The organism is Streptomyces sp. NBC_01190 (genome assembly GCF_045039895.1).
GTDB lineage: Bacteria > Actinomycetota > Actinomycetes > Streptomycetales > Streptomycetaceae > Actinacidiphila.
Map to the genome: position 1 here is coordinate 5,625,532 of NZ_CP108580.1, position 22,101 is coordinate 5,647,632.

Consider the following 22,101-nt stretch of genomic DNA (forward strand, 5'->3'; position numbering starts at 1 on the left):
GCAGCGCCCTACGAACAGAGCCCGACCGCCAGAGAGCGAGCCGCCGTGCGCAGATTACTCATCGTCGGAGCCGGTCAGGCCGGACTCCAACTCGCCCTGGGTCTCCAGTCGCGGGGTTACGACGTCACCGTCATGTCCAGCCGCACGCCCGACGAGATACGCGGCGGACGCGTCATGTCGACGCAGTGCCTGTTCGCCACCGCGCTCCGGCACGAGCGGGATCTCGGGCTGAACTTCTGGGAGTCGCAGGCGCCGCGGATCGAGGGCCTGGGCGTCTCGGTCTTCGCCCCCGGCACCCCGCCGGGAGCCGCGGGACAGGCCCCGGACGGGCCGTCGGTCACGCCGCTGGAGCGGCCGATCGACTGGCTGGGCCGGCTCGACGGCTACGCGCAATCGGTCGACCAGCGCCTGAAGATGGCCGGCTGGCTGGAGACCTTCGCCGAGCGCGGCGGCAAGGTCGTGGTGCACGGCGTCGCCGTCTCCGACCTGGACTACCTCGCCGCCGCCTACGACCTGGTACTGGTCGCGGCGGGCAAGGGCGAACTCGGCGCCATGTTCGCCCGGGACGAGGCCCGTTCGCTCCACGACACCCCGCAGCGGGCGCTCGCCGTGGCGTATGTGCACGGCCTGGGCCCGCGCCCGGAACACCCGGACCTCAACGCGGTCCGCTGCGATCTGGTCCCCGGCGTCGGTGAGTTGATCGTGGTCCCGACCCTCACCACGTCCGGTCCCGCCGACATCCTTTTCTGGGAGGGCGTCCCCGGCGGCCCGGCCGATGTCTTCCAGCACGTCAAGGACCCGGCGGAGCACCTGAAGTTGACGCTGGAGCTGATGCGGCGCTTCACCCCGGGCGAGCACGAACGGGCGGCCGACGTCGAACTGACCGACGCGGCCGGCACGCTGTCCGGGCGCTTCGCACCGACGGTCCGCCGTCCGGTCGGCGAACTGCCCTCGGGCGGACTGGTGCTGGGGGTCGCCGATGTGGTGGTGTCCAACGACCCGATCACCGGCCAGGGCGCCAACAACGCGGCCCGGTGTGCGGCCTCCTACCTGGCCGACATCGTGGCGCACGGCGACCGCCCGTTCGACCGGGAGTGGATGGAAAGCACCTTCGCCCACTACTGGTCGCTCGCCGCTCCGGCCACCAAGTGGACCAACGCGATGCTGGCGCCGCCGCCCGAGCACGTACTCGGCCTGATCGGCGCGGCGGGCGCGCTCCAGCCGGTGGCCGACCGGTTCGCCAACGGCTTCGACGACCCGGCCGACTTCGAGCAGTGGTTCTTCGAGCAGGCGAAGGCCGAGGCGTACCTCGCGGCGGCCGGGCGAGCGGCGTCCCGCACCTCCTGAGCCCGCGCCGAGCCCGCCCGGCGGGGCGTCGGCGTGCTCAGTGCGATCGGCTCGTGCCGGCGGCCGTCGGAGTCGGGGCCGTCGGGGTCGCACCGGTCGCCCCGGTGGGTGTCGGGGCGGGCGACGGCTTCGGGGCGCCGGTGACCGGCGGCTTGGCGGGCTTGGGCGCTCGCGTCGGCTGGGCAGGCGGCTGGGCCGGCTTGGCGGGCTTGGTGGGCTTCACCGGCGCCATGGGCGGCTTCGGGCTGGCCACCGCGATCGGGGTCGGCCGCTCGGCCTGCTTGGGTACGGGCTTCGGCCGGTAGTCCTTCAGCGGCTGCCGGCCGGGGTCCGGGCGGACCGCGCCGAGGATCGGGTTGGCCGCGATCGGCGAGACCTTGACCACGGCGCCGGGGCGCGGCGCCTGGATGACCAGACCCCGGCCGATGTAGAGGGCCACATGGGTGGCGCCCTGGAAGTAGATCACCAGGTCGCCGGGGCGAAGCTGCTCCATCGGCACGTGCGGCAGCCGCGCCCACTGTTCCTGGCTGGTGCGCGGGATGACCACGCCGGCGTGCGACCACGCCTGCGAGGTGAGACCCGAGCAGTCGAAGGAGTTGGGACCCTGGGCACCCCACACATACGGCTTGCCGAGCTGCGCGAAGGCGTAGTCGATGGCCTGGTCGCCGGGCTGCGAGGGGGCGCGCAGTTCGGGTTCCGCGCCGAGCGAGTGGGCGGCCAGGAACCTCTGCTGCGCCTTGTCGTCGCCGTTCTCCTCCAGCGCCTGGAGCTGGTCGATCTGTACGCCGGTGAGGCCGGAGAGCATCGTCTCGACCTGCTTCAGATCCGACTCGACCTGGGTCTTGCGCGCGGCGAGCGCGCGCTGTGCCCGCTGGGCCGTGTCCAGGGCCCGCTGGGCCTTGGTGTTGAGCGCGGTCAGCTCGGCCTCGCCCTTGGTGAGCCGGTCGAGCACGTTCTGCTGGTGGCCGGCGGCGCGCTCCTCGATGTGCCGCTGCCCGAAGAAGTCCTGCGGGGTCTCGCCGGTGAGCATCGACAGATACGGCGACACGGCGCCGTCCTGGTACATCTGGCGCGCCATCAGCCCGATCTCGTCCTTGGCGGTGGCGATCGCGACCCGCTGGTCGGCGAGCTGCCGGTCCACCGCCTCGGCCTTGGCCCGCTGCTGGTCGGCGGTCTCCTTGGCCTGGTTGTACGCCTCGGTGGCCGTCTCCGTCTGCTGGTAGGAGGTCTTCAGCCGGCCGAGCAGCGTCGGCAGCGGGACGGCGGGGGTGAGCACCGGGTCGTACGGACGGGCGACGGCCTGCTCGGCGGCGGGCAGCGAGAGCGCGGCCGCGGCGAGCAGGGTGCCGCAGACGACCGCGGAACGAGGCCAGGTTCTGGTCCGGCGGGCCACTGACATCCCTCATCTCAGGTAACCGGCGGGTAACACGCTTGCCGGGGGGCATCCTGTCATGGTTAGTCATATCTTCGACAGAGCTGGGCGGCATCCTCTGGCGCCGCTCCACCTCCCGGCGCTTCCGATCTCCGACCCACCTCTTCTGACGACCCGCCACACCGATGGGTTGTCCTCGGCGGCCGAAGTTCCCGCCGGGTGACCCCGGGTCACCTCGGATGACCCCGGGTCACATCGTGTCGCCCCGGGTCACCCCGAGTCGGCCGGGATCACCGAGAACCCGGTCAAACCCAGCGTCAGCACCCCGTCGCTGAGCGGCGCGCAGCGGACCCCGCCCTTGTCGCGGAGGGCGCGCTGGGCGCCCGGGCCGATGGTGGCGTTCATCCAGGCGCAGGGGCGGGCCGGGCGGCGTACGGAGAGCAGCACGGGGCCGGTCCCGGAGTCCAGGGCGATGGTCGAGCCGACATGGGCGTCGATGTCGACACCGCGCAGCAGGATGTTGCGGCGGGTCTGCCGAAGGTCGACCGCCGGGTTGATCGCGGTCGGCAGGTTCTCCGCGGCCATCAGGGTGATGGCGGCGTTGCGGTGGGCGGGCCTGGCGTAATAACGGTCGCCGACGATGCCGAGGGCGCGGCGGATCTCGATCCGCTCGACGAACTCCTCGCCGGAGACCGGCGCGGGGCCGCTCGCCGGGCGCCCTTCGTAGCGGTGCAGCGGGGACACCAGGAGTTGCACGATCTCCACTGTGATCACCCGCCCCACGATAGGAGGCGGCCGGTCCTTCCCGGGCCGCCGCGCGGCGGCGCCACCCGAACATCCTCAACCCCTGGCGGCGCGCCGGGACGTCCGCACCGACGGACCCCTGCACCCGCACAGGCGTACGACCCGGTCACCGCCCTCGGGGACCGGGCCGTACGCGTTCGGGGGGCGGCCGATGGGGTGGCCGGAGCCTGTTCGGGGCTGTCCGGGCTGTCCGGGCTGTGCGGGGCTGTGCGGGGCTGTTCGGGCTGTGCGGGCTGTCTGGGGGCCTACTCGCTCAGCCGAAGTAGCTGTCGAAGTTGTTCTCGAACTCCCAGTTGCCGAACTTGTCCCAGTTGACCGACCACGTCATCAGGCCGCGCAGGGCCGGCCAGGTGCCGTGGGTGACGTAGCTGCCGCAGTTGGTCTTCCTGGTGAGGCAGTCGAGCGCCTGGTCGACCGTCGCGGGGGCGGTGTAGCCGTTGCCCGCGTTGCCGGAGGCGGGCAGGCCGATGCCGACCTGGGAGGGGGCGAGCGGCGGGAACATGTTGGCGGTGTTGCCCGCGACCGGGAAGCCGGTGAGCAGCATGTCGGTCATCGCGATGTGGAAGTCCGCGCCGCCCATGGTGTGGTACTGGTTGTCGAGACCCATGATCGGCCCGGAGTTGTAGTCCTGGACGTGCAGCAGCGTCAGATCGTTGCGGAGGGCGTAGATCACCGGGAGATAGGCGCCGCAGCGCGGGTCCTGGCCGCCGAACGGTCCTGAGCCGTAGAACTGGTAGCCCATCTGGACGAAGAAGGTCTCGGGCGCCATGGTGAGCACGAAGCCGCTGCCGTAGCGGGCCTTGAGCGTCTTGAGCGCGGAGATCAGATTGACCACGACCGGCGTGGTCGGGTTCTTGAAGTCGGTGTCCCCGGTGTTGAGCGAGAGCGAGTGGCCCTCGAAGTCGATGTCGACGCCGTTCAGCCCCCACTGGTCGATGATGGAGCTGACCGAGGAGACGAAGGTGTCACGGGCCGCGGTGGTGGTGAGCTGGACCTCGCCGTTGGCGCCGCCGATGGAGAGCAGCACCTTCTTTCCCTTGGCCTGCTTGGCCTTGATCGCGGCCTTGAAGTCCGCGTCGGACTCCACCGACGGGCACTCGCTCACCGAGCAGCGGTTGAAGTGGATGCTGCCGGAGGTGGGGGAGGAGGTCTCACCGAAGGCCAGGTCGATGATGTCCCAGCCGTCCGGCACATCGGCCAGCTTCAGATAGCCGGAGCCGTTGGCGAAGGTGGAGTGGAGGTAGCCGACCAGCGCGTGGGTGGGCAGCCCGCCGGACGGCGGCGGCGAGGTGGGCGGAGGTGTGGTGGGGGGTGGCGTCGTGGTCGGCGGGGGCGTGGTGGGGGGAGGTGTCGTGGTCGGCGGCGTGGTGGTGCCGCTGCCCGGGCCCTGGAGCGAGATGTCGTCGGCGTAGTACGCGGCCTGTCCGTACCAGCCGTGCACGTAGACCGCCGCGCTGGTCTGGCTCGCGGTGGTGGTGAAGGAGACGCTCAACTGGCCGTAGCCGGTACCCGTACCGGGGGTCCAGGTGCTGGTGCCGCCGTCGACGCCGAGGTAGACGTAACTGCCCTTGACCTGGGCGGTGAGGGTGTAGGTGGTGTTGGGGGCGACGGTGACGTTCTGCTTGCACTGGCCGGTGGCACTCGCGGTGGGGGTGGCCTTGAGCGCCCAGGTGCCGGTGTGCGCCTGGCCGGTGACGGCGGAGCTGCCGGCGTCGCAGGTCCAGCCGGAAAGCGTGCCGGTCTCGAAGCCGCCGTTGGCCAGGAATTCGCCCGCGCTGGCCGAGGGGGCCAGGGCGACGAGACCGCCGACCGCGACGGCCCCGGCGAGGGCGGCTCCGGCGGCGGCGAGTGATCTTCTGCGGAGTGCGGAACCGGTGCGCGATGCGGAGGTGAGCATGGGGGGATGCTCCTTGGGTGAGGAGGTCGCCGGTCGGTCACCGGGCAGCAAACAGGTCCAGACCAATCGTGTCAATGGTGCGGACCAAGACCGTATGCAATATCCGGCTTGCTCAAACTCCCTTGGACCACGGCCATTTGAGCCGGTCGGGCCGCTTTCCCGCCGGGTCGTAGACGAACACCCAGCGGGTTTTGCGGGCGTCACGCGGTCCCGGGCTCGGCTCGCGGTGGTAGACGTACTCGTGCCGCGGGCCGCCGTCCGGATCGGGCACCGGCACCGTGTAGACCCGTGGCGGCTGCCCGGTCATCCCCACCAGGACGTCAAGGACCCGCCCGTCGAGCGGCCCGCCGACGAATTCGGTCTTCTCGTGTCTCACCGGCCAACCATGGCATGCCGGCCCGCCCCGGGTGCCGCCTCCGCACGGACCGCCCCCGGCGGACGGCGGGCGGTTAGGCTTCGCCCATGGCCAGCAGGGCGGTCCCCGCGTACCGCCGGATGAGCGTCGAACAGCGCCGTGCCCAGCTCCTCGCGGCGGCCGTCGACCTCTTCGGCCACCGCCGCCCCGAGGAGGTCTCGGTGGACGACGTGGCCGCCGCGGCCGGTGTCTCCAGGCCGCTGGTCTACCGCTACTTCCCGGGCGGCAAGCAGCAGTTGTACGAGGCCGCGGTGCTCGGCGCCGCGCGGGAGCTGATCGGCCGGTTCGAGGTCCCGTCCCAGGGGCCGCCCACCCGGCGGCTCGCCGACGCCCTCGACCGCTACCTCGCCTACGTCGACGAGCACGACGCGGCCTACGGGGCGCTGCTGCGCGGCGGCAGCGTCGCCGAGACCAGCCGCACCGAGGCGATCGTGGACGACGTACGCCGCCGGGCCGTCGAACAGGTGCTGCGTCATCTGGGGGTCGCGGCCCCCGGCCCCCGGCTGGCGATGATGGTCCGCTCCTGGATCGCCGCCGTGGAGGCGGTCTCGCTCACCTGGCTGGACGAGGGCAAGCGGACCCCGCGCGACGAGCTGCGGGACTGGCTGGTCGACCACTTCACCGGTCTGCTGATGGTGACCGCGGCCACCGATCCGGAGGCGGCCACGGCCGCCGCGGCCGCGCTCGCGCTGGAGACCCCGCAGAGCCCGGCGGGCACGCTCGCCGCCAAGCTGGCGCCGCTGCTGCCCGCCTTCTCCCACCTGCTGCGCTGAGGCCCCGCGCGGCCGACCGCAGGCCCGCGCCTCGACGCCCACCCTCGGGGAGCCGGCCCGCCGGCTCAGGCCAGCAGCCCCGACGCCCGCCACATCCGCCGGCTCGGGCCCCGCACCAGGCCGATCTCCGCCAGGAAGTCCATCAGCCGCTTAGCCGACTGGGTCATGACCTCGCGCCGGTGCGGGCTGGTGCGGGCCGCCGCCACCGCCTGCGCCGGGTCCAGGCCGACCGACGCGTAGACCCGCGGGCTGATCAGCGCGCGGGCCACCACCCGGCCGGTCTGGGCCGCGGTGAGCCGGGTCAACTCGATCTCCCAGCGCGGCGCGGCCGTCATCTGGCGGCTCAACTCCTCCCGGGCGTAGCGGATATGGCGGGACTCCTCCACCACGTGGATCCGGGTGATGCCACGCACCAGCGGCTGGACGCGCTCGTCGGGGAAGGTCAGCCGCTGCATCCAGTCGAGGATCTCCTCGGCCAGCAGCGTGCCGGTGAACGAACCCGGCGTGGTCGAGGCCGACTTGAGCACCCGGCCGAGGTGGTGGTCGAGACGGCTCGGCCGGTAGGTGGGCGTGCCCATCACCGTCACGGCGCGGGCGAACATCTGGGAGTGCCGGCACTCGTCGGCGATCTCGGTGAGCGCGTACCGGACATGGCCGCTGGTCGGGTCCAAGTCGTAGGTGTGGCGCAGCAGTAGCTGCATGAGGATGGTCTCGAACCAGATCCCGGTCGCGCAGAGCGAGGCGGCCTCGTGCCGGCTCAGCTCGATCCGCTGCTCGGGCGTCATCCGCTTCCACAGCGGGGTGTCGTAGAGGGACACCAGCTCAGGCGGCCAGAACCACTTGCCCTCCTCGAAGGGCGCCGCCCAGTCCAGCTCGGTGTCCGGGTCGAAGGAGTGCCTGGCGGAGGCGGCGAGCAGCCGCTCGGCGGTCTTCTCCCGGCCGGTGAGCGTGGTGTCCGGCCCCGCGGCCGGCGCGGCGGCCACCGCGGTCTCGGGTCCAGCGTCCAGTCCGGCTTCCATTCCAGCTCTCAGTCCAGCTTCCATGTGAAACGGCTCCCGGTGCACGAGGGTTACCTGCGGTACGGTCTTATGAGACTCTGTGTCAACAAGGCCGTCAACCCCTCGCGCCGAAGGAGTCATCGATGTCGACGGAAGGCCTCTACACCCAGCAGCCCGCCGCCTGGTCCTGGCAGGTGCCCGCCAACGGCGCGGCCCGCTTCTCCTGGGAGTACGACGACGGCCGCGACCGGCTGCTCGCGCTCTACCAGAAGGGCAAGGACAAGCAGTGGGACGCCGTCCGGCGGATCGACTGGGACCTCCCGGTTGACCCGTACGACCCGCTCGGCACCCCCGACGAGGCCATGTCCCTGTACGGCACCCGGTATTGGGACGCCATGAACGAGCGCGACCGCGGGCTGCTGCGCCAGCACTACACCTCCTGGCAGTTCAGCCAGTTCCTGCACGGCGAGCAGGGCGCGATGGTCTGCGCGGCGCGGATCGTGGAGTCGGTGCCCGACCTCGACGCGAAGTTCTACTCCGCCACCCAGACCATGGACGAGGCCCGGCACGCCGAGATCTACGGCCGCTTCCTGCGGGACAAGATCGGCATGCTCTACCCCGTCAACGACAACCTCCAGGCGCTGCTCGGCGACACCCTGCGCGACTCCCGCTGGGACATGCCGTACCTCGGGATGCAGGTGCTCATCGAGGGGCTCGCGCTGGCCGCCTTCGGCATGATCCGCGACACCACCACCAAGCCGCTGCCGCGGCAGATCCTGGCCTACGTCATGCAGGACGAGGCCCGCCATGTGGCCTTCGGGCGGATGGCGCTGCGCGACTACTACCAGCAGCTCACCGACGCCGAACTCCGCGAGCGCGAGGAGTTCGTGATCGAGGGCTGCTATCTGATGCGGGACCGGTTGCGCGGCATCGAGGTGCTGGAGAACTGGGGCATCCCCACCGCCGAGGCATCCGAACTCACCGAGCGGTCGGAGTTCCTGCACCTCTTCCGCAAGCTGCTCTTCAGCCGGATCGTGCCGTGCGTCAAGGACATCGGGCTGTGGGGGCCGCGGCTCCAGCAGGCGTACGTGGACATGGGCGTCTTCGAACTCGGCGACTCCAGTCTCGACCTGCTGATGGCCGAGGACGAGGAGGTCGCCGAACGCCTGGACGCCCAACGGTTCGCGACCGAGGAGGCCGCCCGCGTCGCCGAGGTCCAGCACGCGATCGCCCGGGGCGGGTCCGCCGACAACGGCGATACGCGCCCGTAACGTGCGGGTTCGGTAACAGCCACCGGCCGACCCGGGAGGACGAGGAACCGTACCGCCGATCCCCGCATCTATTCGTGCGCGAGTCCGGGCAGGCTGGAGCGGACCGCGTTCGAGCACGGAAGCAAGCGCGACAGGCGGGCGGGTACACACGATGACGGGACGGCGCTTCACCTCGGTCGCTCTGGCGAGGTTCAGGTCGACGCCCCAGCTGGTGGCGATCATCCTCGCCGTCCTGGTGGTGGTGATAGCGGCCACCGTCTCCGCGCTGCTGAAGCCAGGCTCCGACGGCGCGGCCGCACCCGCCGACGACGCCAAGGGGCGCTCGGCCGCCCCGCCGCCCGGCCGCACCGCGCCGAACCGGCCGCCCACCCCGACCCACGGGCACATACCCGCGGGACCGCCCGCGGTCCCCGACTCGATCCAGCACCAGGCGGAGAGCCCGGGCAAGTACGTCAACATCACCATCGACGACGGCCCGGACCCCGAGTGGACCCCCAAGGTCCTCCAGGTGCTGAAGAAACACCATGTGCACGCGGTCTTCTGCATGATCGGCCCGCAGGCGCAGGCCAATCCCGCGCTGGTCAAGCGCGTCGTCGGCGAAGGCCACCGGCTGTGCGACCACACCGTCCACCACAACACGGCGATGGACAAGAAACCGATGGCCTACCAGACGTCCGAGATCCTCGACGCCTGGAACATGATCCAGCACGCCGCCGGCGGCGCCCGCGTCTACTACTACCGCGCCCCCGGCGGTGCCTTCACCCCGCCGAGCCGCGCGGTGGCCGCCCAGCACGGCATGCGCCCGCTCGGCTGGAACATCGACACCAAGGACTTCGACCGGCCGGGCGTGGGCATCATCCTGCACACCATGAAGCACGAGATCCACAACGGGCCGACCATCCTCTTCCACGACGGGGGCGGCAACCGCGCGCAGACCGTCGCCGCCCTCGACCAGGCGCTCACCTGGCTCAAGCAGCAGGGCTACGGCTTCAGCTTCCCCAAGGTCGACTGACCCGCGGCCCGGCCCGCCGGCCGACCAGCCGAGCGCGCCGCCGCCTTCGACGCCAGCACCGCCGCCATCACCGCGCGGGCCACCGGCGCCGCGGTGCCGCCCCCCGAGATGTCCGCCCGGACCGCCTCGGCGTCCTCCACCACCACGGCCACCGCGACCGCCGCCGTCGCCGCGCCGTGCGGCCTGGCGTAGCTGATGAACCACGCGTACGGCGTCCCCGCGTTGCCCGGGCCGTGCTGCGCCGTGCCGGTCTTGCCGCCCACCACCGCGCCGGGAACGGCCGCGCCGGTGCCGGTGCCGGACGTCACCACCGCCTCCATCAACTGCCGCAACCGCCCGGCCGTCCGCCGGCTCACCGCCTGGTGCAGCACCCCGGGCCGGGTGACCGACACCGTCAGCCCGGCGTGGTTGGTCACCCGGTCCACCAGATAGGGCCGCATCAGCCGCCCGCCGTCGCCGACCGCCGCCGCGACCATCGCCATCTGCAGCGGCGTCGCGGTGGTGTCGAACTGCCCGATGGCGGAGAGCGCCACCTGGTCGGGGCCCATCTCCCGGTCCACCGTGCTCCTGGCGACGCCCGGCGGGATCCGCAGTCCGGTGTCGTTGAAGCCGAACCGCTCGGCCTGGTCGACAAGACCGCCGCCGAGGTCCGCGCCCAGCTTGGCGAAGACGGTGTTGCAGGAGATCCGGAAGGCGTCGAAGACGCTCGCGTCCCGGCAGCCGGGGCCCTCGTTGGTGAGCGAGAAGGTGGTGCCGGGCAGCCGGTACGGGTCGGGTGAGTCGGTACGCGCCCGCGCGTCCTTCACCAGCCCGCCTTCGAGCGCCGCCGCGGCCGTGACGACCTTGAAGGTGGAGCCCGGCGGGTAGGTCTGCCGGATCGCCCGGTCCAGCATCGGCTGGTCGGCGTCGGCGTTGAGCCGGGTCCAGGCGTCGCGGGCGGCGCGGCCCGCGCCGGCCAGCGCCCCGGGGTCGTACGACGGCGAGGAGACCAGCGCCAGGATCCGCCCGGTGGCCGGGTCGAGCGCGGCGACCGCGCCCCTGCGCCCGGCGAGCCCGCTGAAGGCGGCCCGCTGCGCCGCCGGGTCGATGGTGGTGCGCACATCGCCGCCGCGCTGCCCGGCCCGGGTGATCTCGTGCCACAGCGGCACCGCGTCCAGCTTCGGGTCGGCGCCGGAGAGCAGGGCGTCCTCGGTGCCTTCCAGCAGTGTCGAGCCGTAGAGCTGCGAACCGAAGCCGGTCACCGGCGCGTAGAGCGGCCCGTCGGCGTACGTCCGCTCGTACCGCAACGGGCCGCCGGTCCGCCGGGAGCCGGTCACCCGGTGGCCGCCGACCAGGATGTCGCCGCGCGGCTGGTGGTAACGGGCGATCATGACACGGCGGTTGGCGGGGTTCGCGGCGTAACCGTGGGCGGCGAGCAACTGCACCCGGCCGGCGTTGACGAGCAGCGCGGCCAGCAGCAGTGCGCAGAAGACGGCGCCGTGCCGGATGCAGCGGTTCATCCGCCGACCGCCAGGGACGTGCCGGGCCGCGGCGCCGGTTCCGGCTCGGGGCGGCGGGCCAGGTCGCTGGCCCGGACCAGCAACGCCACCAGGATCCAGTTGGCGACCACCGACGAGCCGCCCTGGGCGAGGAACGGCATCGCCATCCCGGTCAGCGGGATCAGGTCCATCACCCCGCCGGCGATCACGAACACCTGGAGGGCCAGCAGCGACGCCAGCCCCACCGTCAGCAGCCGGCCGAAAGGGTCCCGCAGCGCGAGACCGGCCCGGAACCCCCGGGCCACCAGCAGGGCGTAGAGCGCGAACACCGCGCACAGCCCGACCAGACCCAGCTCCTCGCCCGCCGTGGCCAGGATGAAGTCCGACTTGGCGGCGAAGCCGATCAGATAGGAACTCCCCTGGCCGAGCCCGGTGCCGAGGGTGCCGCCGCCGGCGAAGGCGAAGAGCGACTGGGCGATCTGGCTGGGCCCGCGCCCGTCGGCGACGCCGGCGACCCCGGCGACCCCGGCGAAGGGATGCAGCCAGTCGTGCACCCGGCCGCGCACGTGCGGGACGCGGGAACCGGCCGCGAAGGCCCCCGCCGAGGCGAGCAGCAGCCCCACCGCGATCCAGCCGGTGCGGCCGGTGGCCACGTAGAGCATCACCACGAAGAGGCAGAAGAAGAGCAGCGAGGTGCCCAGATCCCGCTCAAGCACCAGCATGCCCACGCTGACCAGCCAGATCGCCAGCACCGGGCCGAACACCCGGCCGGTGGGCAGCCGCGGCTTGCCCGCGCCGCGCGGCCGCCGCGCCCCGATGACCGGCCGGCCCGCGTAAGCCAGCGCGGCCCGGTTCGCCGACAGGTACCCGGCGAAGAAGACCGCGAGCAGCACCTTGGCGAACTCGCCCGGCTGGAGGGAGAATCCGGCCAGCCTGATCCAGATCTTGGCGCCGTTGACGGCCGGGAAGAAGATCGGCACCGCCATCAGCAGCAGCGCGGCCGTCCCGCTCAGATAGGTGTAGCGGGCGAGCACCCGGTGGTCGCGCAGCCCCAGCACCACCGCGATGAACAGCCCGACGCCCAGCGCCGACCAGACGAGCTGGGCGCCGGCCGCCCGGGCGCCGAGCGAGGGCACCTCGTCCAGCCGGTGGATCAGCACCAGGCCGAGCCCGTTGAGCAGCACCGCGATCGGCAGCAGCAGCGGATCGGCGTACCGGGCCCTGGCCCGTACCGCCAGGTGGGCCAGGACCGCCAGGGCGGCGAGACCGGCCCCGTAGCCCGCCGCGCCGCGCGGCAGCGTCCCGTCCGAGGCGAGGCCGACCTCCGCGTAGCCGTACATCGAGACGGCCACCGCGGCGACGATCAGCGACAGCTCGACCCCGCGGCGGGCGGCCGACCGGGCGGGCGGAGCGGTGGGCGCGGTCGCCGACGGAGCGCTCATGGGGCGTCACGCTAGCAACGGCCGAGGTTTTTGTCCGTCAGGTCGGCTATGTCGGTTGGGTTGATCAGGTCGATTGGGCCGGTTGGACCGGTTGGGCCGGTTTCCCGGTCACCGTGGGTTTCGCCAGGGTGGCCGCCGGTGCCGGGCGCGGCGGTCGTACGCTGTTCCGGTGACCGCCCGGAGCGAACTCGCCGACCTGCCCTACGCCGCGCACCTGCGTCCGCACCACGGCCCGCTCGGGGTCGAAGGGGACTACGACACGGTCCACTTCGAGCAGCTCTCCTTCGAAGGCGGCGACAGCGCCCGGGGGGCCCGGTTCCTGGAGTCCGCCGTCACGGACTGCGTCTTCACCGGCACCGATCTGCGCCGGGCCCGCTTCAACGACGTCTTCGCCACCGGGAGCCGGTTCACCGGTGTCTCCCTCGCCGAGACCGACTGGCTGGACTCCTCGCTCACCGGCTGCTCACTCGCCGGGGTCGAGGCCTTCGGCGCGGTGCTGCGCCGGGTGGTCTTCCGCCGCTGCAAGCTCGACTCCGTCAATCTGCGCGGGGCCCGGCTGCACGAGGTGGTCTTCGAGGACTGCGTCCTGCGCGACGTGGACTTCGGCGAGGCCCGGCTGGACGGGGTCACCTTCCCCGGCAGCAAGCTGGAGCAGGCGCGCTTCGGCCGGGCGGTGCTGAAGAAGGCGGATCTGCGCGGGGCGCTCACCATCGACCTCGCCGACGGTTACGACGCGCTGCGCGGTGCGATCATCAGCTCCCCGCAGTTGCTCGATCTGGCGCCCGCGCTGGCCCAGACCCTCGGCATCACCGTACTGGACCGCTGACCACCGCTGACCACCGCTGACCACCGCTGAGCCCGCTTGTGCACCGCTGGGCCCACCGCCGCACACCGTAATGACCGTCATATCGAGGAGAGATCCCATGAGCGCTCTGTACGACATCCCGCTGCGGACCATCGACGGCTCGCCCACCACACTCGGCGAGCACAGCGGCAAGGTGCTGCTGGTGGTGAACGTCGCCTCCAAGTGCGGCCAGACCCCGCAGTACGAGGGCCTGGAGCGGCTCCAGAAGCGGTACGCCGACCGCGGCTTCACCGTGCTGGGGGTGCCCTGCAACCAGTTCGCCGGCCAGGAGCCCGGCACCGCCGAGGAGATCCAGACCTTCTGCACCACCACCTACGGCGTCAGCTTCCCGCTGCTGGAGAAGACGGACGTCAACGGCGCCGACCGGCACCCCCTCTACACCGAGCTGACCAAGGTGGCCGACGCCAACGGCGAGGCCGGGGACATCGGCTGGAACTTCGAGAAGTTCCTGCTCGGTACCGACGGCGAGGTGGTCGGCCGGTTCCGCACCCTCACCGTTCCCGAGGCGCCGGAGGTCACCGAGGCGATCGAGCAGCATCTGCCGGCGTAGTCGGACGGCGTCGCGCGGGGCGGCCGGGGCGGACGTGCCAGGCCACGGGGGGTGCCGCCGCGGCTGCCTAGATGCGCGATCGCGCCATGGCAGAATCAGGCCGGTCGGTGGCCATTGTCCGGATCACCCCTTCCTGGAAGGCTCTTCTTACCGCCCCAAAGCGAGGAAGGGACAGCGGCAGTGCAGGAGAACGAGTTCCGTAGCGGACACCTTTGTGTCGACACGGACCCTGCCCTGTGCGTTCCTTGCCAGGAGCGGTTGGATCGGCAACTCGCCTTGCTTCCCCGGGTATACGGCGAGTTGGAGGTTGCGCTCGTAACGGCGCCGAACTCCGGCGACCGAGTGACCGGCACTGCCCGGCCCGGCATCCCCCTGAACGGGCCGGCTGTCGAGGCGCGCGCCGCTATTCGAGGCACTCTCGCCTCCTGGGCCGATCTGATCGTCGAGGGCCGCACCGTCCGTCTCCCCCTACGGACGGTGCCGGCCCTCGCGGCATTCCTCCGCCGCCACCTCGGGTGGCTGGCGGCTCACCCGGCCGCCGACGACGCGGCCACGGAGATCGACGCACTGCTGCAACACGCTCTGCGGGTGGCCGACCGGCCCCACGGCCACGGCCAATCGCTTCCCATCAGCGCCTGAGACCGACCGACAGACCGACCTGACCCAGCACAGCGCACCGGTGATCGGCACCGCCCCTGGATCCCCCCCACAGGAAAGCTGTACGGCCCGTGATCCATCATGGGCCGTACAGCTTGATCCGCGGCCGGTCCGTACGGACGACCGGGTCAGTAGTGAACGTGATCAACGGGATCAACGTGATCAGCACGGTGCACGTGGTGAACAAGGCTGGACAAAGTAAGGAATCAGCGACGGTCAGGCGGCAAGGAGGGTCGGCGGCTCGACGGCGACAGGAGCTTCCGGCGCGATCGCCGGCATCCAGTTGACCGGCTCCGGCACGGGCATCCAATTGCCGTTCTCCACGGCCGATTCGGCGTCCGGTTCGATGGCGGGATCGCTGGCGACGACGTTGGGCATCCAGTTGGCCGGTACGACACCGGGCATCCAGTTGTCCGGGGCTATGGTGGCCGACCCCGGCATCCAGTTGTCCGGTCCCGAGGGCGTCAGCGCCCCTCCGGGGGCCGGCTCGGCCGGGACCCCGCCCTGCGCGGTCGTCAATGCCGTCCCGCCGGCGGCGGACAGGGCAAGGAGCAACAGGGCGGCAGCCGTCGTCCTGGTCGTCGTACGCAGGAATCGCGACATCGTCATCCTTGATAAGGGTGGGAGGGGCCTGTGGTAGCTATGAGAAGGCAGCCGTGATCCCACCAAGCATGCCAAAAGGGAACACCTGAACGCCAGGTTCCAGTACTGCGTCATCGCGCCAGTGCGCGAATACGCAGCTCAAATCAATCCATGTGCGGCGGCCAGGACTCCTGCCTGGAATCGACTGTCCGCTTGTAGGTACCTCATGATCTCAGACACCAGGCGACTCACCGTGCGCAGAGACACCCCTAGTTTCCGTGCGATACGCTCGTCAGTCAAACCGTTCGCCAAAAGTCGCATCGTTGTCCGGTGCTGTTCGGTGAGTTCGCTGCCCGGGCCGAAGGCGCTCACCGACTTGGCCGCGTGCGGCGCGGCCCGCAGCCAGCAGTCCTCGTACAGGGCGACGTATGACCTGACCAGCGCGGCGCCGCGGACCACGATGAGGGCGTAGGCGGGGTCCTCCGGATTGGCCGCGAGCAGTGCGCTGTGCGAGTCCGCGATGATCAGGTCGAAAGGAACCTGGGGCGCCAGACGCACCTCCACACCGAGCTCCGTCAGTTCCGAAAGGTATTTGCGCTGGCGCGGCGCCGAGTCGATGCTCTGCCCGTAAATGGCACGCATCTTGATACCCCGGGCGACCATTTCGCCGTCGATTTTGAGGGATTGCGCGAGAATTTCGGCCGGCGGCAGCGGACCCGGATGCATAGAGCCGGTGGAAACCGCGATCCGCGCATTGAAATCGCTGAGGAGCCCTCTTTTCCGGCTGTCACCCCTGACGAGTTCGACCTCGATATCGGCGGACTCCCGCAATACGGCGGGCCGATAGCGCTCGATAAGGGACTCGGCCGCCTGGACGATCGAGGTCAGTTCGTCCCGCTGCGCCCGCAGGGCGTCGCGCTGCCGGGCGAGCAGCCCGATCAACGCGGTGTCCGGCTCTACGGAGTCGACCTCCTCGGACGCCGCCCCGGGCCGTATCAGCCCCAGGGCGCGCAACTCGGACCAGCCGACCTCCGCCTCACTCTCGGTGAGCCCGAGACCCGACGCCGCGAGGCTCGGCGAGGAGGAGCCGTTGGTCCGCAGCGTCTGGTACAGGGCAAGACCGATTTGAGCGGCATCCGGCCCACCGGCCCGAACGGAATTGGACACGCTATCCCCCTTCCTCGCCGCACTCCGAACCCGCGGCACCATCCCCTGACTGTCCCCGGACCGTCCGCAGCACCTGAGGCGACTCTAGCAATGGATCGGCCGTGTGCCATCGTGAGAGCCGGGCCCCGGTCCGGCGACGCCCCGTGAGCGTCTTCATGGTCGATCATCGGCGGCTTTCCCGCCAGTATCGGGGTCGATTCTCGGCTGGCCGGTAACTCGAACAGCCCGAACAGCCCGAACAGCTCGAAAAACGTCCAAAAGTCCGAACAACAGACGCAGTTCTGCGGCATGAGTGCGAGGCGGAGGCGGTAACGGTATGCGCGAGCGGACGGCGCCCCGGCGGGGCGGGGGGAGCCTGCCGGTCGTGCTCATCGGCGCGGGCAAGGTCGCCCACGCGGCCCACCTGCGGGCGATCCGTGACCTTCCGCACACCGTACGGCTCGCGGCGCTCGTGGAGAGCGACCCGGAGCGCGTCGCGGCGGTCGCGGCGGCCGGCTTCCCCGAGGTGCCGGTGTGCGGGACGCCGGCCGAGGCGGTGCGGGCCGGGGCGCGCGCCGCGCTGGTCTGCACGCCGTGGTGGACGCACCGCGATGTGGTGCTCGACTGTCTCGACCAGGGTCTTCCGGTGCTCTGCGAGAAGCCGGTGAGCCTGGACCCTGCCGAGATCGATGAGCTCCTCGCGGCCGAGGAGAAGGCCGGGGTGCCGGTCGCGGCCGGTTACATGAAGCGGCACGACCCGGTGGTGCAGCGGTTCGTGACGCACTGTCGCGCCGAGCTGCCGGCCGCCCGGCGGATCGTCGTCGACATCCACGACCCCAACGCGCCGCATCAGGTGGCGCACCTGATGCCGTACGCCCCGGCGCCCTTCGGCCCGCAACCGCCGCCGGCCGAGGAGGCGTTGCGCCGGGCGCTGGGGGAGAGCGCCGGGCCGGCGCGGCGGGAGGCGTACGCGCGGGGGCTCGGCGGTTCGCTGATCCACCAGGTCAACATCGTGCACGCGATCCTCGAAGGGAGCGGGCGGGCGCTGTACGGGCGGCTGCTGCACGCCGACCGGTGGGCGGATGGCGCCGGGGTGGGGGTGCGGTGGCGGCCCGACCCCGAGCTGGTGGTCGACGCGACCCATCTGCGGGTGCCGGCCCACCGCCGCTACCGGGAGACGCTGGAGTTCACCGCCGCGTCGTCGGTGGCCACCTTGACGCTGCCCTCTCCTTACGCCCGCGACGAGTCGGCGACGCTGCACATCGACACCTGGGACGAAGCGGCGGCGCTCGGCGCCCGCGGCACATGGACGGCCGAGCCCGGGCACACCGGTTTCGGCGGGCAACTCGTCGCCTGGGCCCGGAGCCTGACCGAGGACGCCGCGCCCCCGCTGCCCGGCCTCGCCGAGGTACGGCGGGACACGCTCGCGGTACGGGAGGCGGCGCTGCGGCTGGCGTGAGGGGCGGGCGCGGTGCGTGCCGCGCGGAGTCCGGGGTATCCGACCGGTCACCAGCACACCACTTGGAGGTGACCGCAATGCTGATCCTGGGACTGCTGCTGCTCGCCTGTACGGCCGCGTTCACCGGGCTCGCCATCGCCGACAACCGGGGCGGCGGCCCCGAACACGACGTCACGATACTCGGGCACCACATCGCGACCATGAACGGTCTCGACCTGTTCTGCGCGGGGCTCGCCCTGGCCCTGGTCTTCTGCCTGGGCGCGGCCATCGCGGGCGGCGGTATGTCGCTGCGCCGCCGCAAGTCCCGGCAGCTCGCCGAGGCCCGCCGCGAGGTCCGCGAGACGGCGCGGGAGCGTGACGAACTGGCCGCCCGGCTGGAGACCACCACGGTGACCTCCGCCCCGGACGACTACCGCACCACCGGCACGACCGGTGACACCGGCTATTCCTACGCCGAGGAACGCGATCCGGTGGCCGACCCCGACTACCGCCCGGCGACCCCGGCCGCCACCAAAACCCCGCACCGCAAAAACCTCCGCCACCTCTTCGGCCACTGACCCCTCAGCCCGCCCCTCGCCACACCGTCCCCGCGGCCACTTCCCCCCCGCGGGGCCGCGGCATGTCCGGGGGTGGGATTTTTTGGGCGGCGCGGGGTCGCCCGCCCGCAGGCTGGGGGCGGTGATTTCGGTTGCGGGTTGCGGACCCCGAGGCCGCTCCTGCGCCCCGCAGCGCGGCGGTGTGATGGGCGGTGCGGGGCGCCGCGGCGCTGCTTGGTCGCCGGGTGGGGGCGGTCTGGTCGGAGGTTGCGGACCTCGTGGCTGCTTTCACGCCCTGTGGGGTGGCGGCGTGTTCGGGGGCGGGATTTTGCGCGGCGCTGCTCGGGCGCGGGCTGGGCACGGTGGTTTTAGTCGGTCGCTGCGGACCCCGGGGCTGCTTCCGCGCCCCGCAGGGGCCGAAGCACTGCCAGGGCACGAGGGGTGGGAGGCGGTTTGGGCTGGTTCGGGGTTGACGGGGCGTCAGGGCGTGGCCTCTTCCTGGGGGGAGGAGAGGAGCGCGCGGGAGAGGGAGACGCGGGAGCGGACGCCGAGTTTGCGGTAGGCGCGGGTCAGGGCGGCCTCGACGGTTTTGACGCTGACGGTGAGGACTGCGGCGGTCTCGCGGTTGGTGGCGCCCTGGGCGACGAGGAGGGCGACGCGGCGCTCGGTGGCGGTCAGCGCGGTGAGGCCGGGCGCGGGCGGCGCCGCGGGCAGGTCGAGGTGGTCCAGCTCCGCGCTGGTGAGGGCCAGCCAGGGGCGGGCCCCGGCGCGGGTGAAGAGCCGGGCGGCCTCCGCGAGCGCCGCGCGGGCGGCCCTCGGGTCGCCGCGCCGCGCGTGCACCCGGCCCAGCGTCAGCCGGGTCCTCGCCTCCTCCAGCCGGTACGGCAGCGCCGCCGACTCCGCCGCCGCCCGTTCGAGCTGGGCCACCGCCGCGTCCGGTTCCCCCCGCGCCTCGGTGACCAGCGCCGCGCAGCGGTCGAGCACCACCAGCACACCGGGCCGCCCGAGCCGTAACGCCTGGGCCCTGGTCTCGGCGAGCAGCGCCGCCGCCTCGTCCGCGCAGCCCGCGGCGACGAGCGCCTCGGCCAGATCGCCCTGCCAGCGGCGTACCGCCGGATCGCCCTGGCCCTGGCCGAGCTCCAGCAGCCGGGTCCGCTGAAGCGCGTGCACGGCCGCCGCGGTCTCGCCCCGCAGCAGCCGGACATGGCCCTCGGCGTGCAGCGCGCGTGGCAGGAAGAGCTGGTCGTCGTCGTCCTCGCTGTGCCGTCTGGCCCGCTCGGCGGCGGCCAGCGCCCGGTCAGGGCTGCCGCCCGACGCCTCGGCGAGCGCGACCGCGTACCAGGCCGGGCCCTGGCTGAGCCCCGCCTGCTCGGTGACCCGCAGACACTGGTGGGCGAGGTCCAGCGCCCGCTCGCAGCGGCCCCGCAGGATCTCCACCTGGGCGAGCCCGGACAGGCACTGGCACAAGCTCTCGGCCGAACCCCGGTGCCGCACTGTGTAGACGAGCGCCCGCAGCTCGGTGCGCGCGTCGTCCAGCCGGTCGTGCAGCACGTGCCGGCGGTGCTTGAGGAACACCGGCCCGTTGTGGTCGAAGAGCACCCGCGGGTCCTGCGGCGGTGCCAGCGCGAGCGCGAGCGTCTGCTCGGCTGCGGCCCGGCCGAGGTAGAACTCCAGCGCCGACTGCTGGCTGAGCGCGAGGAGTTCGGTACGGCGGTCACCCGCCTCCCGGGCGAGTACGGCCGACCGCGCCGCGTGCGTGTGCGCCTCGTCCGCCGAACCCGCCACCACCCAGGCCCGCCAGCTCATCCGGTAGTGCAGCCGGGCCAGCAACTCCGGGTCCCCGCTGGCGTCCTGAAGTGCCTGCGGGAAGACATCGGCGACTTCGGCGAGCGCCTGTCCGCACGAGTCGAGGACGACGATCCAGGCCCTGACCCGCTCGGTCGGCCGCCCGGAGCCGGCCAGCACCTCATGCGCGATACGGCGGGCCAGCGGATAGTCGCCGGCGGCCACTGCGTCCTCGGCGGCGGTCAGCCGGCGGTCGGTGTCCGCCGCCGGATCGCCCGGCGGGGTGTGGTCGGCGGCGAGCTGGCCGAGCCGGGCGGCGATCGCCGGGGCGCCCCGGCGCCGGGCCGCGCTCGCCGCGTCGGCCAGCAGCGCCGCGGTCCGCGCGTCCCAGCCGGGGGTCAACGAGGCCAGGTGGTGGGCCCGTTCGACCGGGTCCTCGGCCGCCTCGGCGAGTGCCGCGTGCACCCGGCGGCGCCCGCCCGGCGTGGCGGCCTCGTAGACGGCCCTGGCCATCAGCGGGTGGGTGAAGCGCACCGTCTGGGCGGGGCGGGCGGCGCCGGACAAGGGGGCGGCGCCTGGGCTGCCGGGGGTGGGCGCCTCGATGATGCCCAGTACCGCCGCCTCGGCCAGGTCGGCGGCGGCGAACTCGTACCCGGCCCGCCGGAGCAGCGCCGACGTCGGGCGGTCGGCGGCGCCGGCCGCCAGCAGGGTGCGGCGGGCCCGCGCGGAGAGCGGCGCCAGCCTGTCGAGCAGCAGGTCCCTCACGCCGGCCGGCAGCGGCAGCGGCCCACCGGGGTCGGGGCGGCCCGGCGGGTGGCCCGCCGCGGCGAGGGCGCGGCCCAACTCCAGCGCGATATAGGGGTTGCCGGCCGCGGCCTGGGCGATCCTGGCCGGCAACGGGTGCGGCCAGGCGGGCAGTTCGGACTCGGCGAGGAGTGTGGTGGTCTCCCGCTCGGTCATCGGGGGCACGGTGAGCCGCAGGCTCGACGGCGGCAGCAGCCGCCCGAGGTTGGCACCGGGCGTGCGCGCTGTGGCCAGCACGGTCAGCGGCAGGTGGCGGGTCCGGCGGACGGCGAAGACGAGCGAACGGGCGGTGGGCGGGTCGAGCCACTGGGCGTCGTCGACGGCGAGCAGCACGGGACCCCGCGCGCAGAGTGCGGTCAGCGTCTTCAACACCGCCATGTGCAAGGCGAGTTCGGTGTCGGCGTGACCAGCGTGATCAGTGTTCGCCGGCGGCGGCCCGTCGGGGGCCGGTGAACGGTGCAACACGGCCCGCAGCACGGTCTGTTCATGCCGGGAGAGGCCGGCGGCCCCGTCGAGGAAGGCGTCGCCGACCTCGGCGAAGAGGTCGATCAGCCCGAGATGCGGCAGCCGCTGCTCGTCGGGCGCCGGGTTGCAGCCGATCAACTTTCTTCCCTCGGCGACCTGTTCGGCCGCGAGCCGGTTCAACAGCGTGGTCCTGCCGAGGCCGGCCGCGCCGGTGAGCAGCACGCTGGTGCCCGAGGTCAGGGCCCGCGCGGCGGTGACGAGCAGCGCGTCACGGCCGGTGACGCGGGCCTGCGGGTACGGGCTGCCTCTCATGGCCCCCTTCTTGAAGACCCCACTGAGCGTGAACCTGCCAACCGGCCGGGTGAACCCAGTGTCGGAAGGGGCGGTCCATTGGTCAATGGCGCGTCAAGAGCGTCAAAAGCCTCTAGAACGCCAAGAACGCC

The 22,101-nt window shown here is 72.5% G+C and carries 19 protein-coding genes; 9 read left to right on the plus strand and 10 right to left on the minus strand.

The features are described 5' to 3' along the window. Positions 1 to 45: 45 nt before the first annotated feature. Positions 46 to 1,347, plus strand: coding sequence for a styrene monooxygenase/indole monooxygenase family protein (locus tag OG519_RS23725; RefSeq protein ID WP_405587445.1), 1,302 nt, complete (start codon positions 46 to 48; stop codon positions 1,345 to 1,347). A 37-nt stretch (positions 1,348 to 1,384) separates the two neighbouring features. On the opposite strand, the gene OG519_RS23730 is transcribed toward OG519_RS23725, so the two are convergent. The 4 genes from OG519_RS23730 to OG519_RS23745 form a co-directional block, all read right to left on the minus strand. Beyond that, on the minus strand, positions 1,385 to 2,746 hold the full coding sequence (locus tag OG519_RS23730) for an NlpC/P60 family protein (protein WP_405587448.1): 1,362 nt from the start codon (positions 2,744 to 2,746) through the stop codon (positions 1,385 to 1,387). A gap of 243 nt (positions 2,747 to 2,989) precedes the next feature. After that, positions 2,990 to 3,493 (minus strand): molybdenum cofactor biosysynthesis protein, encoded by a 504-nt coding sequence (locus OG519_RS23735; protein ID WP_405587451.1) that lies wholly within the window; start codon positions 3,491 to 3,493, stop codon positions 2,990 to 2,992. Positions 3,494 to 3,776: 283 nt separating this feature from the next. Then, a complete protein-coding gene (locus tag OG519_RS23740; RefSeq protein WP_405587453.1) occupies positions 3,777 to 5,420 on the minus strand; it encodes a chitinase in 1,644 nt (547 codons plus the stop codon). Positions 5,421 to 5,532: 112 nt separating this feature from the next. After that, on the minus strand, positions 5,533 to 5,796 hold the full coding sequence (locus OG519_RS23745) for a hypothetical protein (protein ID WP_405587455.1): 264 nt from the start codon (positions 5,794 to 5,796) through the stop codon (positions 5,533 to 5,535). A gap of 86 nt (positions 5,797 to 5,882) precedes the next feature. Here OG519_RS23745 and OG519_RS23750 point away from each other — a divergent pair, with 86 nt between their 5' ends. After that, entirely contained in the window at positions 5,883 to 6,608 is a 726-nt protein-coding gene (locus OG519_RS23750) for a TetR/AcrR family transcriptional regulator (RefSeq protein WP_405587458.1), read from the plus strand. Positions 6,609 to 6,673: 65 nt separating this feature from the next. Here the strand turns inward: OG519_RS23750 and OG519_RS23755 are convergent, their stop codons facing one another. Further along, positions 6,674 to 7,627 carry a diiron oxygenase gene (locus OG519_RS23755; RefSeq protein ID WP_405587461.1) on the minus strand — a complete coding sequence of 318 codons (954 nt, stop codon included), beginning with the start codon at positions 7,625 to 7,627 and terminating at the stop codon, positions 6,674 to 6,676. Positions 7,628 to 7,749: 122 nt separating this feature from the next. Here OG519_RS23755 and OG519_RS23760 point away from each other — a divergent pair, with 122 nt between their 5' ends. Further along, positions 7,750 to 8,877: a ferritin-like domain-containing protein gene (locus tag OG519_RS23760; RefSeq protein WP_405587464.1), complete on the plus strand. Its 1,128-nt coding sequence runs from the start codon at positions 7,750 to 7,752 to the stop codon at positions 8,875 to 8,877. 151 nt (positions 8,878 to 9,028) lie between these two features. Next, entirely contained in the window at positions 9,029 to 9,889 is an 861-nt protein-coding gene (locus tag OG519_RS23765) for a polysaccharide deacetylase family protein (RefSeq protein WP_405587467.1), read from the plus strand. Here the strand turns inward: OG519_RS23765 and OG519_RS23770 are convergent. Both OG519_RS23770 and OG519_RS23775 read right to left on the minus strand, forming a co-directional pair. After that, positions 9,859 to 11,388, minus strand: a complete 1,530-nt coding sequence (locus tag OG519_RS23770; protein ID WP_405587470.1) for a penicillin-binding transpeptidase domain-containing protein — start codon at positions 11,386 to 11,388, stop codon at positions 9,859 to 9,861. The genes OG519_RS23765 and OG519_RS23770 overlap by 31 nt on opposite strands. Continuing rightward, a complete protein-coding gene (locus OG519_RS23775; RefSeq protein WP_405587472.1) occupies positions 11,385 to 12,809 on the minus strand; it encodes an FtsW/RodA/SpoVE family cell cycle protein in 1,425 nt (474 codons plus the stop codon). The genes OG519_RS23770 and OG519_RS23775 overlap by 4 nt, the downstream gene beginning before the upstream one ends. A 169-nt stretch (positions 12,810 to 12,978) precedes the next feature. Here OG519_RS23775 and OG519_RS23780 point away from each other — a divergent pair, with 169 nt between their 5' ends. The 3 genes from OG519_RS23780 to OG519_RS23790 all read left to right on the plus strand — a co-directional run bounded on the left by OG519_RS23780 (position 12,979) and on the right by OG519_RS23790 (position 14,863). Beyond that, positions 12,979 to 13,635, plus strand: coding sequence for a pentapeptide repeat-containing protein (locus tag OG519_RS23780; RefSeq protein ID WP_405587475.1), 657 nt, complete (start codon positions 12,979 to 12,981; stop codon positions 13,633 to 13,635). Positions 13,636 to 13,732: 97 nt separating this feature from the next. Beyond that, the gene (locus OG519_RS23785; RefSeq protein WP_405587477.1) at positions 13,733 to 14,224 is read left to right on the plus strand and encodes a glutathione peroxidase; all 492 of its coding nucleotides are present in this window, start codon (positions 13,733 to 13,735) and stop codon (positions 14,222 to 14,224) included. A gap of 342 nt (positions 14,225 to 14,566) precedes the next feature. Further along, positions 14,567 to 14,863 carry a hypothetical protein gene (locus tag OG519_RS23790; protein ID WP_405587480.1) on the plus strand — a complete coding sequence of 99 codons (297 nt, stop codon included), beginning with the start codon at positions 14,567 to 14,569 and terminating at the stop codon, positions 14,861 to 14,863. Positions 14,864 to 15,097: 234 nt separating this feature from the next. Here the strand turns inward: OG519_RS23790 and OG519_RS23795 are convergent, their stop codons facing one another. Together OG519_RS23795 and OG519_RS23800 are read right to left on the minus strand one after the other, a co-directional pair. Then, the gene (locus tag OG519_RS23795) at positions 15,098 to 15,484 is read right to left on the minus strand and encodes a hypothetical protein (RefSeq protein WP_405587483.1); all 387 of its coding nucleotides are present in this window, start codon (positions 15,482 to 15,484) and stop codon (positions 15,098 to 15,100) included. A gap of 138 nt (positions 15,485 to 15,622) precedes the next feature. Further along, positions 15,623 to 16,630 carry a LuxR C-terminal-related transcriptional regulator gene (locus OG519_RS23800; protein ID WP_405587486.1) on the minus strand — a complete coding sequence of 336 codons (1,008 nt, stop codon included), beginning with the start codon at positions 16,628 to 16,630 and terminating at the stop codon, positions 15,623 to 15,625. Between the two features lie 316 nt (positions 16,631 to 16,946). Between OG519_RS23800 and OG519_RS23805 the strand changes: the two genes are divergently transcribed. Both OG519_RS23805 and OG519_RS23810 read left to right on the plus strand, forming a co-directional pair. After that, on the plus strand, positions 16,947 to 18,068 hold the full coding sequence (locus OG519_RS23805) for a Gfo/Idh/MocA family protein (RefSeq protein WP_405587489.1): 1,122 nt from the start codon (positions 16,947 to 16,949) through the stop codon (positions 18,066 to 18,068). 77 nt (positions 18,069 to 18,145) lie between these two features. Next, positions 18,146 to 18,625 carry a hypothetical protein gene (locus OG519_RS23810; protein ID WP_405587492.1) on the plus strand — a complete coding sequence of 160 codons (480 nt, stop codon included), beginning with the start codon at positions 18,146 to 18,148 and terminating at the stop codon, positions 18,623 to 18,625. A gap of 459 nt (positions 18,626 to 19,084) precedes the next feature. Here OG519_RS23810 and OG519_RS23815 read toward each other — a convergent pair whose 3' ends face one another. Beyond that, a complete protein-coding gene (locus OG519_RS23815) occupies positions 19,085 to 21,970 on the minus strand; it encodes an AAA family ATPase (RefSeq protein WP_405587495.1) in 2,886 nt (961 codons plus the stop codon). Between the last annotated feature and the right edge of the window lie 131 nt (positions 21,971 to 22,101).